At 63.9% G+C, this 13638-nt stretch carries 13 protein-coding genes; 7 read left to right on the plus strand and 6 right to left on the minus strand.

The window, feature by feature from the left end:
* Positions 1 to 6: 6 nt before the first annotated feature.
* Complete coding sequence (locus tag A3AI_RS0124350; RefSeq protein WP_024518093.1) at positions 7 to 1614, plus strand: phytoene desaturase family protein; 1608 nt, start codon at positions 7 to 9, stop codon at positions 1612 to 1614.
* A gap of 155 nt (positions 1615 to 1769) precedes the next feature.
* Entirely contained in the window at positions 1770 to 1964 is a 195-nt protein-coding gene (locus tag A3AI_RS47895; RefSeq protein WP_156927925.1) for a hypothetical protein, read from the plus strand.
* A gap of 108 nt (positions 1965 to 2072) precedes the next feature.
* On the opposite strand, the gene A3AI_RS0124360 is transcribed toward A3AI_RS47895, so the two are convergent.
* Positions 2073 to 2306 carry a hypothetical protein gene (locus tag A3AI_RS0124360; RefSeq protein ID WP_036049440.1) on the minus strand — a complete coding sequence of 78 codons (234 nt, stop codon included), beginning with the start codon at positions 2304 to 2306 and terminating at the stop codon, positions 2073 to 2075.
* 191 nt (positions 2307 to 2497) lie between these two features.
* A complete protein-coding gene (locus A3AI_RS0124365) occupies positions 2498 to 2662 on the minus strand; it encodes a Flp family type IVb pilin (protein ID WP_502685763.1) in 165 nt (54 codons plus the stop codon).
* A gap of 157 nt (positions 2663 to 2819) precedes the next feature.
* Between A3AI_RS0124365 and A3AI_RS0124370 the strand changes: the two genes are divergently transcribed.
* Together A3AI_RS0124370 and A3AI_RS0124375 are read left to right on the plus strand one after the other, a co-directional pair.
* Positions 2820 to 3752: a 50S ribosomal protein L11 methyltransferase gene (locus tag A3AI_RS0124370; protein WP_024518096.1), complete on the plus strand. Its 933-nt coding sequence runs from the start codon at positions 2820 to 2822 to the stop codon at positions 3750 to 3752.
* Between the two features lie 41 nt (positions 3753 to 3793).
* Positions 3794 to 4255 carry a hypothetical protein gene (locus tag A3AI_RS0124375; RefSeq protein WP_245286947.1) on the plus strand — a complete coding sequence of 154 codons (462 nt, stop codon included), beginning with the start codon at positions 3794 to 3796 and terminating at the stop codon, positions 4253 to 4255.
* A 51-nt stretch (positions 4256 to 4306) separates the two neighbouring features.
* Here the strand turns inward: A3AI_RS0124375 and A3AI_RS43380 are convergent, their stop codons facing one another.
* Complete coding sequence (locus A3AI_RS43380; RefSeq protein WP_036049442.1) at positions 4307 to 4489, minus strand: hypothetical protein; 183 nt, start codon at positions 4487 to 4489, stop codon at positions 4307 to 4309.
* A 182-nt stretch (positions 4490 to 4671) separates the two neighbouring features.
* On the opposite strand from A3AI_RS43380, the gene A3AI_RS0124380 reads away from it, so the two are divergent.
* Both A3AI_RS0124380 and A3AI_RS43385 read left to right on the plus strand, forming a co-directional pair.
* Positions 4672 to 6504 (plus strand): aminopeptidase P family protein, encoded by a 1833-nt coding sequence (locus A3AI_RS0124380; RefSeq protein WP_024518098.1) that lies wholly within the window; start codon positions 4672 to 4674, stop codon positions 6502 to 6504.
* A 349-nt stretch (positions 6505 to 6853) separates the two neighbouring features.
* The gene (locus A3AI_RS43385; protein ID WP_051382484.1) at positions 6854 to 8089 is read left to right on the plus strand and encodes a multidrug effflux MFS transporter; all 1236 of its coding nucleotides are present in this window, start codon (positions 6854 to 6856) and stop codon (positions 8087 to 8089) included.
* A 148-nt stretch (positions 8090 to 8237) separates the two neighbouring features.
* On the opposite strand, the gene ligA is transcribed toward A3AI_RS43385, so the two are convergent.
* Positions 8238 to 10385: an NAD-dependent DNA ligase LigA gene (ligA, locus tag A3AI_RS0124390; RefSeq protein ID WP_024518099.1), complete on the minus strand. Its 2148-nt coding sequence runs from the start codon at positions 10383 to 10385 to the stop codon at positions 8238 to 8240.
* An 81-nt stretch (positions 10386 to 10466) separates the two neighbouring features.
* Between ligA and A3AI_RS0124395 the strand changes: the two genes are divergently transcribed.
* A complete protein-coding gene (locus A3AI_RS0124395; RefSeq protein WP_024518100.1) occupies positions 10467 to 10754 on the plus strand; it encodes a GIY-YIG nuclease family protein in 288 nt (95 codons plus the stop codon).
* Between the two features lie 109 nt (positions 10755 to 10863).
* On the opposite strand, the gene recN is transcribed toward A3AI_RS0124395, so the two are convergent.
* Together recN and A3AI_RS0124405 are read right to left on the minus strand one after the other, a co-directional pair.
* Positions 10864 to 12534: a DNA repair protein RecN gene (gene recN, locus A3AI_RS0124400; protein WP_024518101.1), complete on the minus strand. Its 1671-nt coding sequence runs from the start codon at positions 12532 to 12534 to the stop codon at positions 10864 to 10866.
* 141 nt (positions 12535 to 12675) lie between these two features.
* Complete coding sequence (locus A3AI_RS0124405; RefSeq protein WP_024518102.1) at positions 12676 to 13572, minus strand: outer membrane protein assembly factor BamD; 897 nt, start codon at positions 13570 to 13572, stop codon at positions 12676 to 12678.
* Positions 13573 to 13638: the final 66 nt, after the last annotated feature.

Below are 13638 nucleotides of genomic sequence, written 5' to 3' on the forward strand. Positions count from 1 at the left end.
GCGAGCATGAACGAGACGGACGTCGTCATCATCGGTGCGGGGCATAACGGCCTCGCTTGCGCTGCCTATCTGGCGGCAGCGGGCCTGCGCGTGAAGGTCGCGGAGCGGCGCAAGGTCGTCGGCGGCGCCGCGGTGACCGAGGAATTCCATCCCGGGTTCCGCAACTCGGTCGCGGCCTACACGGTGAGCCTGCTCAATCCGAAAGTCATCGCCGATCTTGCGCTCGCCGAGCACGGGCTCAAAATCGTCGAGCGCCGCGCGCAGAATTTCCTGCCCGCGCCCGACGGCAGCTATCTCCTCACCGGCGAGGGCCGCACCTTGCCGTCGGTCGCAAAGCTCAGCGCGCATGATGCGGAAGCGATCGCGGGCTTCTCGCGGGAGCTCGACTCCATCGCCGATGTGATCAGGCATTTGGTGCTGCGCGCACCGCCGAACCTGGTCGAGGGTTTCGGGTTCAATGCGATCGGCGAAGCCTTCAATGCGCTCGGCACCGCCGGCGTGTTGCAAAAATTGTCGCTGGCCCAGAAGCGCGACCTGCTCGATCTGTTCACGCGCTCGGCGGGCGAGATGCTGGACGAGCGTTTCGAGAACGACCTGGTCAAGGCGCTGTTCGGCTTCGACGCCATTGTCGGCAATTATGCGAGCCCCTACGCGGCGGGCTCGGCCTATGTGATGCTGCATCATGCGTTCGGCGAAGTGAACGGCAAGAAAGGCGTCTGGGGCCACGCCATCGGCGGCATGGGCGCGATTACGCAGGCATTGGCCCGCGCGGCCCGCGCACGCGGCGCCGAGATCGAGGTGAATGCCGGCGTGCGCGAGGTAATCGTGGAGAACCGTCGCGCTGTCGGCGTCTCCCTCGACAATGGCGAAACCATCCGCGCCAAATATGTCGCCGCCAACGTCAATCCAAAGCTGCTTTACACGCGCCTGATCGCGGCCGACGCGCTACCGGCGGACTTTCTGTCGCGCATGAAACACTGGCGCAACGGCTCCGGCACCTTCCGCATGAACGTAGCGCTTTCCCGCCTGCCTTCCTTCACCGCGCTGGCGGGCGAAGGCGATCACCTCACCGCCGGCATCATCATCGCGCCGAGCCTCGCCTATATGGACCGCGCGTATCAGGATGCGCGCGAGCACGGCTGGAGCCGCGCGCCTGTCGTGGAGATGCTGATCCCCTCCACGCTCGACGATTCGCTGGCCCCTGCGGGCAGCCATGTCGCGAGCCTGTTCTGCCAGCATGTGGCGCCGGAACTGCCTGACGGAAAAAACTGGGATGATCATCGCGAGGAGGTCGCCGACCTCATGATCGCGACCGTCGACGCCTTCGCGCCGGGCTTTGCGCAAAGCGTCGTCGGGCGGCAGATCCTGTCGCCGCTCGACCTGGAGCGCGAATTCGGCCTGCTCGGCGGGGATATCTTCCACGGCGCGCTGACCTTGAATCAGCTGTTCTCGGCCCGCCCGATGCTGGGCCACGCCGACTACCGCGGCCCGCTGAAGGGCCTCTATCACTGCGGCTCCGGCGCCCACCCCGGCGGCGGCGTCACCGGCGCCCCCGGCCACAACGCCGCGCAGGTGATCTTGCGGGATCACAGGGCGTTGTTCGGAAGCCGTTGATAAAGCTGTTCATGGCTTGTGGAGAAGCTGTTCGCCCGGGCGTGAAAAAGCGATGTCTCACGCTGGGGGAAATCGCCTCATGAAGTCGGGATATCCCTGTGGAGAACGGGTAGTGTCTCAGTTTGAAAGCGGTAAGTTTCGCAAGGGAGGGGCATGTGGTCAAACCACCTCTGAGGCTAAAGCCAGATCTAGAATGGTCCGATCTGGTGGCAGGACATGCGGCTGAAGAATTGATTGCCGGTCGGCTCATCGCGCCTGAGCGAGCAGACTTTGCGCAACGGATCATCGCGCAACAAATTCACATTTTTCTCATCTCGGGCCTTCGCCCAACCGATGAAAATTCAAACTGAGACACTACCGGAGAACGTCCGACGGCGCTGTGGACGAATGGCCTGATCAGCTGTGCAAACGGCGTGACAGAGTTGTTGAAATCTGACCCGCAACTGTGGATGGCCGGCCTACGCCAGCGATCCGATCAGCGTCCGCAAATGGTCCTGTGCCATGCCCTGATGCTGCAGGAAGGCATCGAGCTCGATGTCCTCATTGCCGCCCTCATGGCTCTGCCCGCGGCGGTGTGACCATTCGTGATAGACAAAAACCCGGCCGGTCTCGGTGTCGCGGGCGAGGTAGTACCAGTCCTCATCGCCCATCCCGAGATCGGAGGACGAGAAGGGCCGTCGCTGGATTGTCATGTGATCGCTCCAGTGAGATGGCGCAGCTGGTAGCCTAGCACAGGTTCTCGCACCACGGGCGATGGGCGCCGGCGCTTTGCATCTCCCGTGTCCACCAAAAGCCAAATAACCCGTGCGAGGGATCGCACGGGTTCAATTGTCCATTCCTGATTGCCTTGGAGGGTCTGATCCCCCTGAGAAAGGGACAAATGTTATTTCAACGAACTGTTAACCGAGGTGAAGACGCCGCTGAGATTGGTGCCGAGCCCGTTCACAGCGGCAATAATGGCCAAAGAAATGCCGGCGGCAATCAGGCCGTATTCGATCGCCGTCGCGCCGGAGTTATCCGACAGGAAATGCAAGAACTTACGAATCAATGTCGCCTCCGTAATGTTGCGCCGGCTGCGGCCGGCAGTCCGCAGTTCTACGGGCAACATCCTAAGGTTGTTTGAATGGTATCAGCGTAAGTTTTACGAAGGTGCCAGATAAGTTTTCGTCAAATCCGTCGCAACCTTTGTGGTTAATTTCTCGATAATGACCTCACGCCCTTCCCCCGCCACCCACCGCGTCCGCTTCGCGATTTCAGACGAGCAGGCGGCGCGCCGCGTGGTCGACGTCCTCGCCGAGGTCTTCTTCGAGGGGGAAACGCCGGTTGCGGCCTCCGAGCGGCCGGACGGGCGCTGGGACGTCAGCGTGCATTTTGCTGAGGCGCCCGATCAAGGGCTGATGCGCGAGCTCGTGACCAATGCCGCCGGCGAAGAGGCCGCCCGCGGCATCGCTTTCGAAGTGGTCGAGGCCAAGGACTGGGTGAAGGCGAGCCTGGACGACCTCGTTCCCGTGCCGGCGGGACGGTTTGTGGTGCATGGCCAGCACGACCGCGCCCGCATCCCGCCAAACAAGATGGGCATCGAGATCGAGGCGGCGCTCGCCTTCGGCACCGGCCATCACGGCACCACCCGCGGCTGCCTGTTGCTGCTCGATCACGTGCTGAAAGCACGGCAGGTGAGACGCGTACTCGACCTCGGCACCGGCACAGGCGTGCTCGCCATCGCCGCGGCCAAAGCAACTGCCAAAGGAACCGGCAAGGAGACCGCGAAGGCCCGCAGGAAACAGGTGCTGGCGAGCGATATCGATGCGCCCTCAGTCGAGGTTGCGCGAGAGAACGCGCGATTGAACGGGGTCGGCCCGCTCGTCAAGGTCATCCGCGCCACTGGCTTCTCGGCGCCGGACTTCGTGCAAAGCGGGCCGTTCGATCTGGTGCTGGCCAATATCCTCGCCAATCCCCTGAAGCAGCTCGCCGGGCCGATGACGCGCCATCTGGCGCCGGGCGCGCTGGTAATCCTCTCCGGCCTGCTGACGTCCCAGGCAACCGGCATTATCGCCTCTTACCGGGCCCGCGGCCTGGTTCCGCTGCGGCATCTCAGGATAGAGGGCTGGAGCAGCCTGCTGCTTCACTCCGTCAAATGACCGACCGGAGTTGCGGGGACTGTACCCTCTGCTGCAAGGTCATGGCGGTCGAGGCGCTCGGCAAGCCAGGCGGCAGCTGGTGCGGCCACTGCAAGCCCGGGCGCGGCTGCCTCATCTATGAAACGCGCCCCGATGAGTGTCGCAATTACAGCTGCCTGTGGCTTACCGACCGGTGGTTCGGCGACCATTGGAAGCCGAGCCGGTCGAAACTGGTGCTGACAATGTCGGAGGACGGCATCGAAATCCGTTGCGATCCCGGCTTTCCCGACGCCTGGCGCAAGGAGCCATTCCGCCGCGAGATCGCGCGGCTGGCGCAGGCCGGCGAGGCAGAAGATGTCACGGTGCTGGTCATCGTCGGGCAGCGGATGACGCTGATTACCGGAACAAGCGAATTCGACCTCGGCGTGGTCGGCCCAGGCGAACGCATCGTGCGGGAATTGGAAGGGACGCGCGTGATCGGCGCGAGCGTCGTCAAAACATCGATTGCCCAGGACGGCGGCTGAAGAGCGACAACCGAAGATCCTGCGGGAAATTGAAGCCTATTCCATTGAAGCCTATTCCAATGGCTTCTGCGGCTCCGCGACTTCAGGACTGTTCTTGCTCAGGGCCCGCCTGGTGCGCGCCTCCGCCAGGCGATCCAGCAGCTGGACGAGGCGGCTGCGCTGCTTCTTTTCAGCGGCTACAGTGGGACTACGCCGAACCGGCGGCGAAAGCTTCTCAAACGTAAAGACCGGCATTGTGTTTCCCCTCGTCGTTGAGTTGAGACACCCTGGCGTTTCCCTGCATTCTCACTTTATCTCTTTGACCGCACTGTGACAGAAAACATTTGGCCTCGTCAACGCAGTCGGCGCATTCGGCCATAAGTTGTGCCAAATTGCACCTGACGACGCAGTCCTGTCAGTCCTGAGGTTGCCGGATCATGTTCGAAGCCCATTTCCAGACGTTTGATGAACCGGAAACCGGCGTCGCGCTCGCCGCGCGCCTGTCAGCCTTTCGCGAGGAGCTGAAGCGGCGGAAACTGACCGGCTTTGTGGTTCCCCGCGCCGATCAGCAGCAGAACGAATATGTCCCGCCCTCGGACGAACGGCTGGCCTGGCTCACCGGTTTTACCGGCTCGGCGGGGCTTGCCGCGGTGCTCGCAAGCGAGGCAGCGCTGTTCGTCGACGGCCGCTATACGCTGCAGGCGGCCAAGCAGGTTGACGGCAAGGCCTGGGCGGTCGAGTCGCTGGTCGACCCGCCGCCGGAAAGCTGGCTGTCGCAGCACCTGAAATCCGGCGACCGGCTCGGCTACGATCCTTGGCTGCATACCAGCGCCGCCGCCGAGCGGCTCGCGGCCGCCTGCGCCAAGGCCGGCGCCGAGTTGATCGCGGTCGAATCCAACCCGCTCGACGCGATCTGGACCGAGCGCCCGGCCCCGCCGCTCGCGCAAGTTTCCGTGCACGCCTTGCGCCTCGCCGGTGAAGCGGAAACGGAAAAACTGTCACGCATCCAACGCGAGATCGACAAGCTCGGCGCCGACGCACTGGTGCTGTCGGATTCCCATGCGGTGGCCTGGACCTTCAACATCCGCGGTGCCGATGTCGCGCATACGCCGCTGCCGCTCTCCTATGCGCTGGTGCCGAAGGATGGACGTCCCACCATCTTCATCGATCACCGCAAGCTGTCGAACACCACGCGCGACCATCTCGAGCAAAGCGCCGATGTGCGGCAGCCGGACGCGCTGGCAAGCGAGCTCACCACGCTTTCGAAGCGTGGCGCCAGGGTCGCGCTCGATTCCGCGACCGCTGCGGATGCACTGAACCGGCTGATCACCGATGCCGGCGGCAAGGTCGTGCGCGGCGCCGATCCGGTGAGCCTGCTAAAGGCGGTGAAGAACGGGACCGAAATCGAGGGCACGCGCGCCGCGCACCGCCGCGACGCTGTGGCGCTGGCGCGGTTCCTTGCCTTCATCGATCGCGAGGCGCCGAAGGGCCGGCTCACCGAGATCGACGCGGTCGAGGCCTTGGAAACCTTCCGCCGCGACACCGGCGCGCTGAAGGACGTGTCATTCCCGACGATATCAAGCACCGGCCCGAACGGTGCCATCGTTCATTACCGCGTCACCCGCAAGAGCAACCGGCGCATCCAGCTGGGCGATCTCCTGCTGGTCGATTCCGGCGCGCAATACGAGGACGGCACCACCGACGTCACGCGCACGATGGCGGTCGGAGAGCCCACGGCCGAGATGCGCGACCGCTTCACCCGCGTGCTGCGCGGGCATATTGCGATTGCGCGCGCGGTGTTTCCCGACGGCACCACCGGCGCACAGCTCGACAGCTTTGCGCGGCAATTCCTCTGGCAGGCCGGGCTCGATTTCGAGCACGGTACCGGGCACGGCGTCGGCAGCTATCTCTCGGTGCACGAGGGGCCGGCGCGCATCTCCAAGCTCGGCAGCACGCCGCTCAAGCGCGGCATGATCCTGTCCAACGAGCCCGGCTACTACAAGACCGACGGCTACGGCATCCGGATCGAAAATCTGGAGCTCGTGGTCGCGGCCGACATCGCAGGCGCTGAGAAGCCGATGAACCGTTTCGAGACGCTGACGCTGGCACCGATCGATCGCCGCCTGATCGATGTGAGCCTGTTGAGCCCTGCGGAAATCGATTGGCTGAATGCGTACCACGCAAGGGTGGCGCGCGAGGTGCGCGGCCAACTGGATGACGCGACGAAGGCGTGGCTGGATCAGGCCACGGCGCCGCTCGCCGTCAAGTAACTCGCAGCCAAGCAGTCCGTCATTCCGGGGCGCGCGCAGCGCGAACCCGGAATCTAGAAGTTGTGGCGCGAGATGCAGGGTTTGCGGCTCGAGATTCCGGGTTCGATGCTCCGCATCGCCCCGGAATGACCAGCGCAAACAATTCCGGTCTCTGGAATACTGGATCACCCGCTTTCGCGGGTGATGACCACCGCGTGTGTGACAACACTCTGTGCCTCTGCTGCCGCGTTTCGCGTCACGAAATCATAACAGCCCCGCTGGCGGCATGGCCGCATGCCGAAACATCCGTATTCGCCGCATGGCGCGACGCTACAGTCCGTGGCACGGATGGAATCGGATTTGTCGCGGCATGCATGGAGTGATGGGAAAACAGTCGGAGGTGGCGCCGGACAAGCGGCTTGCGGGCCCGCGCGTCATGCTGATGCTGCTCGTCGTCATGACGGGCGTGGCGCCGATCTCGCTCTATCTGCTGGTGCCGGCGCTGCCGTTGCTCGCCACGACGTACAACAACGACATCTCCGTCGCACAGATGACGGTGTCGCTCTACATGGTCGGCATCGCCTGCTCGCAGATCGTGATGGGCCCGCTGTCCGACCGCTTCGGCCGGCGGCCGGTACTGCTTGCAGGCCTCGGCCTGATGGTTGCGGCTTCCATTGGCGGCATCTTTGCGCAATCGCTGCCGCAGCTGATCGCGGCGCGCTTCCTGCAGGCACTCGGCGGCGCGTCCGGCATGGTGATCAGCCGCGCCATCATTCGCGACCTTTATCCGCGCGAGCGGATCGGCGCCATGATCTCGCTCGTGATTGCGGTGATGATGATCGCGCAGATGCTGAGCCCCCTGACCGGCGGGCTGATCGAGACCGCGTTCGGCTGGCGCGCCATCCTCTATCTGATCACGGCGCTTGCGCTGTCGACCACGATTGGCATTGCGCTGGCGCTGCCGGAAACACGGCGCGAGGGCTCGGGCGAGCGCGGCTTTCGCGGCGATGTCGGCAAGCTGCTCTCCAGCCGTGCCTTTGTCGGTTACATGCTATGCCAGGTGCTGGCCTCGCAGATCATCTTCGCTTTCGCGGGCGGCGGACCCTATATCGTGGTGACGCAGATGGGACGCTCCAGCGCCGAATATGGCGCCTGGTTTGCGACCACCGCCTTCGCCTATCTGATTGGCAATGTGTTCTGCGTGCGCCTCGGACCGCGCCATCGGCTGGAGAAATTGATCTGGTTCGGGCTTGCGCTGCAGGTTGCCGGCAGCTCGCTGAATTTCATCTGGAGCCTCCTTGGCATCAACGACGCGCCGTCATGGCTGTTCGGCACGCAGATGATCGTGATGTTCGCCAATGCCTTCGTGATGTCGAACTCCGCGGCCGGTGCCATCAGCATCCGCCCCGAAGCCGCCGGCACCGCCTCCGGCGCGATGGGATTCCTGCAGATGGGGTTGGGCTCGCTGGTCTCGCAGCTCGGCGCCTTTCTCGGCGGCCATTTCACATCCACGCTGCCGCTGACGGCAGCGATCCTGGTTCTGTCAGCGGCCTGCGCGTCGACGATGGTTTTCATTGTGCCGAGAAGGAAGCCGGGGGTGGTGTGAGGGAAAGCCCGCCGTGCCGTCATTGCGAGCGAGGCGAAGCAATCCAGACTGCCTTCGCGGCGACGGTCTGGATTGCTTCGTCGCGGAGCCTGTCGTCGGGCCGGCCGATAGGCCGGACCCGTCGGCTCCTCGCAATGACGGGGGAAACTCACTCCCCCACGAGCTTCAGCCACTCGTCTTCGGTCATCACCGTCACGCCGTGCTTCTGCGCTTCGGCAAGCTTGGAGCCCGCACCCGGGCCGGCGACGACATAATCCGTCTTCTTCGAGACCGAGCCGGCCGCCTTGGCGCCGAGGCGTTCGGCCATTGCCTTGGCTTCGTCGCGCGTCATCTTCTCCAGCGAGCCCGTGAACACCACCGTCTTGCCGGCGATGGCTGAATTGCTCTTGGGCTTCTCGGCGTCGAGAACATCGACCTCTTTCTTCAGCCGCTCGACGATGCCGCGGTTGTGGCTTTCGCCGAAATAGGCGGAAATGCTCTGGATCACGGTGTCGCCGATCTGGTCCAGCGCATCCATTTCCGCGATCGCCTCCTCGTCGCCCTTGGCGACCTTGAGGCAAGCGTCATGGAAGGCGTCCCATGAGCCGTAGCCGCGCGCCAGCGCCAGCGCTGTCGTTTCGCCGACATGGCGCATGCCGAGCGCATAGATGAACCGCTCCAGCGCGATCCGCCGCCGCGCCTCGATCGCAGCGAAGAGGTTACGCACCGAGGTTTCGCCGTAGCCTTCGATGTCCTCGAGCTTGAGCTTGTTGTTACGCTTTTGCAGTGTGAAGATGTCGGCGGGCTCCCTCACCCACTCCTCATCAAAGAAATATTGAAGCTGCTTCTCGCCAAGACCATCGATGTCAAAGGCGCGGCGCGAGACGAATAGCAAAAGATGCTGGATCTTCTGGTAGGGACAGGCGAACTCGCCGGTGCAACGCGCGCGTGAGCCCTCTTCGCCAGCCGCGGTCTCCTCGCGCACGACATCGGTGTGCAGCGGGCACGGGCACTTCCTGGGAAAATGAAACTCCTTTGCCTCCTTTGGCCGCTTGTCGATGACGACATCGACGACCTGCGGGATCACGTCGCCGGCACGCTGCACCACCACGGTGTCGCCGATCCTGATATCGCGCCCCTCGCGCAACACCTCGCCCTTGTTGCCGACGCCCTTGATGTAATCCTCGTTATGCAGCGTCACGTTCTGGACAATGACGCCGCCGACCCCGACCGGCTCGAGCTTGCCGACCGGCGTGAACGAGCCGGTGCGGCCGACCTGGATCTCGATGTCGCGGAGCACGGTCATGGCGCGCTCGGCGGGGAATTTATGCGCGATCCCCCAGCGCGGCGTGCGCGAGACGAAGCCGAGCCGCTCCTGCCAGTCGATGCGGTCGACCTTGTAGACGACGCCGTCGATGTCGTAATCGAGCTCGGCGCGCTGCTCCTCGATCTTGCGATGGAAGGCGAGCAGCTCGTCGACCGAATGGCAGAGTTTTGTCAGCGGATTGGTCTTGAAGCCGCAGCGCTCGAACCAGTGGATCATGCCGGTCTGTGTCGCTTCCGGCATCGCGCTCATCTGCCCCCAGGCGTAGGCGAAGAATCCGAGCGGGCGCGAAGCGGTGATCGACGGGTCCTTCTGCCGCAACGATCCCGCGGCCGAATTGCGCGGATTGGCAAAGATGGTGTCGTCCGCGGCCTTCTGGCGCTCGTTGAGCGCGAGGAAGGCCTTCTTGGTCATGTAGACCTCGCCGCGCACCTCGCAGATATCGGGCACGTTGCGTCCTTTGAGCTTCTGCGGCACGTCTTCGAGCGTGCGGATATTGGCGGTGACGTCCTCGCCCTCGGCGCCGTCGCCGCGGGTCGCGGCCGTGACCAATTCACCGCCCTCATAGCGCAAGGACATCGACAGGCCGTCGATCTTGGGCTCGGCGGAGAAATCGATCCTGTCGTCGGCAAGCTTCAGGAAGCGGGCGATGCGGGCGACGAAGTCGCGCACGTCCTCTTCGGCAAAGGCGTTGTCGAGCGAAAGCATCGGCACCGCATGGCGCACCTTCTTGAACCGGCCTGAGGGCGCGGCGCCGACCTTCTGCGACGGCGATTCCGCGGTGACGAATTCCGGAAAGCGCTTCTCGATGGCGTTGAAGCGCTGACGCACCGCGTCATATTCGGCGTCCGATACCTTCGGCGCGTCTTCCTGGTAGTAGAGCCGGTCATGCTCCTCGAGCTCCAGCGCCAACCGCTTCCATTCGGTCCTCGCCTGCGCCTTGGTGAGGTCGGCGACGTCGGGGAGGGTCTTTGCTTTTGCTGCTCTGGCCATCATTCGCGCTTGTAATATGGTTCGTCATTCCGGGGCGGTCCGAAGGACCGAACCCGGAATCTAGAGGTTTGGGGCACCACCATGGCGCACCATGTATACATCCTGGCAAGCCGGAAGGATGGGGCGATCTATATTGGCGTGACAAACGATATTATTCGTCGGATCTACGAGCATCGCATCAAAGCAGCCCCGGGCTTCACCTCCAAATACAATATCACGCGGCTGGTTTGGTTCGAGATCTACGATGATCCGACCAACGCCATTACCCGCGAGAAAGAGCTCAAGAAGTGGAAGCGCAGCTGGAAGGTCGAATTGATCGAAATGCAAAATCCTGAGTGGGACGATCTGTACGAGTCGATCTGCAGATAAGAGCTCATTTCGGGGCGATCTGAAGGACTGAACTGTGGTACGCAATTGCGCACCTGAAAATCTCGAGATTCCGGGTTCGATGCTTCGCATCGCCCCGGAATGACGGCGCCTAGCTCGCCGCCCTTAGCAGCCGGTCCGCGGCGGCGCGGGCTTCGGCGGTGATCTCGGCGCCGGCGAGCATGCGGGCGATCTCCTCGCGGCGGTGATCGGCGGCGAGCGCGTTAACGCGGGTGGCGACGCGCTTGCCCTTGTCGAGCGCATCCTTGGAGATGAGGAAATGCTGGTCGGCGCGCGCTGCAACCTGCGGCGCGTGCGTCACCGCCATCACCTGCACTTGGCTGGCAAGACGCGCGAGCCGCGCGCCGATGGCATCCGCGACCGCGCCGCCGACGCCGGTGTCTATTTCGTCGAACACGAGCGTCGGTGCCGAACCGCGATCGGATAGCACGACCTTCAGCGCCAGCAGGAAGCGCGACAGTTCGCCGCCGGAAGCAACCTTCATCAAGGGGCCCGGCCTGGTGCCCGGATTGGTCTGGACCCAGAACTCGACGCGGTCAAAACCCTGCGGTCCCGGCGAGGTCTCGTCAGTCTCGACCTGGGTCATGAATTTGGCGCGATCGAGCTTGAGCGGCGCAAGCTCGGCATTGACGGCCTTGTTGAGCTTGTCCGCCGATTTCGCGCGCGCCGCAGAAAGCTTTGCCGCGGCCGTGCGGAAATGGCGGTCTGCTTCTTCAGCGGCCGCCTCCAGCTTCTTCAATCGCTCCGCGCCGGCGTCGACCAGCGCGACGTCGGAGGCGTATTTGGCGGCGAGCGCCGCGAGATGATCGACCGGCGTCGAATATTTGCGCGAGGCGGCGCGCAGCGCAAACAGCCGCTCCTCGATGCGCTCCAGCTCCAGCGGATCGAAATCGGCGGCGGCCAGCGCAGCGGAGAGATGCTGATCGGCTTCCTCCAGCGCATTGATCGCGGTGTCGATGGCCTTGACCGCCGGCTCGACCAGCGCCGGCGAATTGGCGGCGCGGCGCTCCAGCCGGCGCACCGCGGCCGATAGTGCCGCGATCGGCGAATGATCGCCGCCGACAGCATCCTGCGCCTCGCGCAAATCGGCTGCGATCTTCTCGCCCTGCATCATCACGGTGCGCCGCCCGGCGAGCTGGGTCTCCTCGCCCTCCTTCGGCGCCAGCGCCTTCAACTCGTCCGAGGCATGGCGCAGATAGTCCGCCTCGCGTGCGGCGCGCTCCATCGAGGCGCGATGCACGTCGAGCGCGCTATTCGCGGTGCGGCGAGTCTCCCAGAGCCGCTCCAGCGCAGCGACGTCCTTCTCCAGGCCCGCAAAGGCATCCAGCAGGCGGCGATGAGTTGCGGCATCGACCAGCGCGCGTTCGTCATGCTGACCGTGGATTTCGACGAGTGTCGCGCCGACCGCCTTCAGGGTCTGCACGCTGATCGCCTGGTCATTGATGAAGGCGCGGGTGCGGCCGTCGGCGAGTTGCACGCGGCGCAGGATCATCTCGCCGGTGTCCTCCAGCCCATTGTCGGCGAGGATCGCGGTCGCCGGATGGTTCTTCGGCACGTCGAAGGTGGCCGTTACCTGGCCCTGCTCCGCGCCGTGGCGCACCAGGCTCCCGTCGCCGCGGCCGCCGAGCGCCAGCGCGAAGGCATCGAGCAGGATGGATTTACCCGCACCGGTCTCGCCGGTCAGGACCGCGAGGCCCTTGGAAAATTCGATATCCAGCCGCTCGATCAGGACGATGTCGCGGATCGACAGACGAGCCAGCATGGAGAGCAGATTCCCTGGGAGATTCGAACGTATCGTCTAGTGTAGCGATATCGGGCGAACCTCGCATCCGGAACCTTTGAGCATGATCCGGACCCGCAGCGCTAGCGCAAATTGCGCCGCGGTGCTCCGAAAATATCATGCTCAATCACGAGCCAAGCCCACTTTCTTGAAGGCCCGGCTGATCCAGGATCCCTGATTCTCGGTCGGCTCACTACCGCCGGATTTTACAAGATTGTAAGCGTCCTGGTACCAGCGGCTGTCGGGAAAATTGTGCCCGAGCACGGCGGCCGCGGTCTGCGCTTCGCCGACAATGCCGATGGCCATATAGGCCTCGGTGAGTCGGAACAACGCTTCCTCGACCTCACGGGTGGTCTGGTACTGCGTGACCACGCTCTTGAAGCGGTTGATGGCGGCCGCGTAGTCGCGCTTCGACATGTAGTAACGGCCGACGTCCATTTCCTTGCCGGCGAGCTGGTCGCGCGCGGCCTGCAGCTTGGCCTTGGCAGTGACCGAATATTCCGACGTCGGATATTTGCGGACCACCTCTTCCAGCGCCGCGATCGCTTTCTCAGTGCGGTTCTGGTCGCGCGAAATATCCGGGATCTGGTCGTAGTGCGAAGCTGCTATCAGGTACTGCGCGTAAGCCGCATCGGAGCTTCCGGGATGCAGCGTCACATAGCGCGTCGCAGAGCCGATGCAGTTGTCGTAGTCGCCCGCCTGGTAGAACGCATAGGCCGACATCAGAAGCGATTTGCGGGCCCAGTCGGAATAAGGATGCTCGCGGTCGACCTCCTCGAATTTCTTGGAAGCCGCTTTCGGATCCTTCTTCTGGTTCATCAGGTACAAGCCCTCATTGTAGAGCTTGTCCGCGGGCTCATCGACGAAGGTCTCGTCCTTGGCCAAGAACTTGTCCCAGAGCGCACCGGTGCCGCATCCGCTCAAGGGAATCGCAAGCAGGATCAGCGCGCCGGCCAGACGAAGCTGGCGAAGCGTGGCCGAGAGCGTGCGGTGTTCACGCATTACACGGTGTGCCGACATCTAGAACCTGACGCCTGTATTCTGCGGTGCCTGCCGCTCGCCGCGGTCCGAAAACGCCCGCGTTGC

The sequence above is a fragment of the Bradyrhizobium sp. Tv2a-2 genome, from assembly GCF_000472425.1.
Lineage (GTDB): Bacteria > Pseudomonadota > Alphaproteobacteria > Rhizobiales > Xanthobacteraceae > Bradyrhizobium.